Annotated in this window: 3 protein-coding genes; 1 reads left to right on the plus strand and 2 read right to left on the minus strand. The window is 24.7% G+C overall.

What is annotated here, in order from left to right:
• On the minus strand, window positions 1-817 hold an 817-nt coding region (locus U744_RS0103950; RefSeq protein WP_025755738.1), incomplete at its 3' end, for a hypothetical protein.
• A gap of 104 nt (window positions 818-921) precedes the next feature.
• Window positions 922-1,668 (minus strand): MurR/RpiR family transcriptional regulator, encoded by a 747-nt coding sequence (locus U744_RS0103955; RefSeq protein WP_156921667.1) that lies wholly within the window; start codon window positions 1,666-1,668, stop codon window positions 922-924.
• Window positions 1,669-1,776: 108 nt separating this feature from the next.
• Between U744_RS0103955 and U744_RS0103960 the strand changes: the two genes are divergently transcribed.
• The coding region (locus U744_RS0103960) for a PTS transporter subunit EIIC (protein WP_025755740.1) at window positions 1,777-3,104 on the plus strand (1,328 nt) is incomplete at its 3' end.

Here is a 3,104-nt window from a genome sequence, read left to right on the forward strand (position 1 = left end):
AATTGATATCATTAATAGGTTGTTCTGATTTTGATTCATAATCAATGTTACTATCATCTATTTTTTCAATTTCATCTTCTTTTGGTTTAGATTCTGGAATTAAAGTTTTCTTTGTTTTTTCAAAAGTAACATCTTTTTGATTTTTTATTTTACTGTTTTGCTTATCTTCTACTGTTGAAATTGTATTTTCTAATGATGTTTTTGAAAATTGTTCAGTATTTTTTTTATTTTTTTCTGTTTTTTTATCAGAATTTATAGATTTATTAATATTTTTATCATTTAGATAATTATTATCTTTATTTAAAACTTCAGAATTTTGATCTTTATTTTCATTTTTTAAAATATTTAAATCTGAACTAGTATCTGTTTGATTTTTATTATTTAAAGAATTGTTGTTTGGTGTTTTAACAAAAATGCTAGGATTTTGATTTTTATTTTCTAAAATTTTTTTATCATTCCCTGTTTTTATTGAAGGATTAATTTTACCTAAATCTTTTGAAATACTAATATTTTCATCATCTGATTTTTTAGCTAGACTTTTAGTGTTTAATAAATTTTTTTCACTTAAATTTTTGTCTAGATTTTGAACACCTTTTGGGTTTTCATCTAAGGGTAAAGTAGTTAAATAGTCTTTATCACTATTATTTAATTTTTTATCTTCAGAAAAATTAGAAAAATTTGTTTTAGATTTTTTTGTCAAAATGGTTATTATAGAAATAATTCCTGCAATTGAAGTTGTTACTAATGTTCCTAATGTTATTCAAAAAAATAAAATTTTTTTGCTTTGTTTTTTAAATAATTCTTTAATTTTTTTCATACAATTACATTTTACATTTTTTATATAATTTTTAAAAAAATTAATTAAAGAGGTTTTTAAAGCCTTTTTTTAAAACTTTTGCTTTTTAAGTGTATTTTTTTAACTTAAAGAACATTTAAAAGTAACATTCAAAAAATATTTAAATATAAATTAAATGAAAGAGAATTAATTTTTTGTTTGGTATATTTAGAAAAATTAATTTTTATTGAAGCTTTTTCAAGTTCCTTTATTTCATTTGCACTTATATAAATCACTGTTGCTTTTTTATTTAACAAAAGTTGTGTTGGAATAATTGTTTCACTTGTTAATCCTGAAACACTAACACAAATTACTAATGTGCTTGCTGGCTTAATTACTGCTTGACGATAACGATCTGAAAAAGAATAAGGTGCAACTGCATGATATCCCATTCTTGAAAGTTGAGTAACAAGTTCATTGCATGCTCTTAACCCTCCTCCAGAGGCATTGATTAAAATATTTTTACTTTTGCGAATTAAATCAACAATTAAAGTAAAGTCATAATTAATAATATTTTTAAAAAATTCAAGATTTTTAATTACTACCTCTTGATTAGAAATGGATTTTTTGTAATTGGCTTTTTTAAGTGATTCACAATAATTAATTAAATCTTTTTTTAAAGAAATAAATTTAGAATAACCTAAATTATTAACAAATTTTGAAACAGTTGGTTGAGTTGTAAAAGATAAATTAGCAATATCAATGCTATTTAAATTTTTAATTTGATTGATATTTATCAAAATTGTTTTTGCTATTGAACCAGAATAATTATCAAGAACAGTCATACTTAATAATTTCTTTATTAAGGCTGATTCTTTTATATTGTCAAACATAATACTAGAATTATAAATTAACTTTAATTTAAACTTAAAAATATTCTATTTTTTAATAAAAATTGCTCTAACTTCTAAATTTAAGATAATAAAAAAGGAGGTATTAACTTGAATATTAAGAAAAAACAATCTTTAAATTTAAATAAAAATTTTTTCGATAAATTTAAAAAAGGACTTGAGCGTTTTGGTAGAAGTTTAATTGTTCCTGTATCAATTTTACCAATTATGGCAATGATTGGTGCTATTGGTTATATTATGATTTCTGCTGGAAAAACATCAGTTCAATCAATTTATTACACAAGTGTAACTTATAAAACAATTGCAGAAGCAATCAAGGCAATTGGATTGGCGCCAATTTATAATTTGGATATTTTATTTGCCATTGGACTTGCTACTGGATTGGCTAAAGATGAAAAAGTTTCAGCAGCACTTTGTGGAATTGCTGCTTTAATTGGATTTTATTTTGCTGGTAATATTTTATTAAAATATACTTCTCTAGTTAAACAGCTTCCACAACAATTAGTTGGAAAATTATCAACTGTAGATCGTTTTGGAAAAAATTCTAATTCTTTTAATTTAAATGCTTTAGGTGGAATTTTAGCTGGTTATTTAGGATATTTTGTTCATAAATATACCTATCGTTTGCAATTTCCAACTGCAATTGCATTTTTTGGAGGTCCAAAATTTTCTCCAGTGGCCACATTACTTGTTGCGTTTTTATTAGGGATGCCACTGACTTTTTTATGAGTTTATATATATTATTTAATTGCTCAAATGGGGCAAGGAATTAGATCTCTAAAAGCTGGTGGTTCATTTTTATATGGATTTACCAATCGTTTGCTACTACCATTTGGTCTTCACAATGTTCCAAATGCAATTTTAAGATATACAGCGGCTGGAGGAACTTATGAACAAATTAATGGTGAAAGTAAAACTATTATTGAAGGTTTTTACAATATATTAATTGCTAAAGTACATGATAATGTTACAATCACCGCTCAAGATTCAATGATTTCAAATGGAACATATCCAACAAATATTTTTGCCCTACCAGGGGCTGCAACTGCAATGCTTTTAGCTGTTCCTAGAGGAAAACGAAAACTTGCTTTTCCAGTTATTTTCGGCGCTGTAACTAGTTCTATTCTTTCTGGAGTAACAGAACCAATTGAATTTACTTTTATTTTTGCGGCTCCTATTTTATGAATTGCACATTGTTTCATGACTGGTTTAACTTATATGTTTATGTACATTAGTGGAGCTGGAATGATAGCTGGAACTGGAGAAGGAATTATTACTTGAATTTTATATAATGCAACTGCATACAAAATTGTTAATCGTGTATGAATGCTTTGAGTACTTGGACCAATTTTCTTTCTTGAATATTTAATTGTATTTTATTTATTAATTTGAAAATTAAACTTAAAAACTCCAGGCCG

This window comes from Mycoplasmopsis cricetuli ATCC 35279, from assembly GCF_000526955.1.
Classification (GTDB): Bacteria; Bacillota_I; Bacilli_A; order Mycoplasmatales; family Metamycoplasmataceae; genus Mycoplasmopsis; species Mycoplasmopsis cricetuli.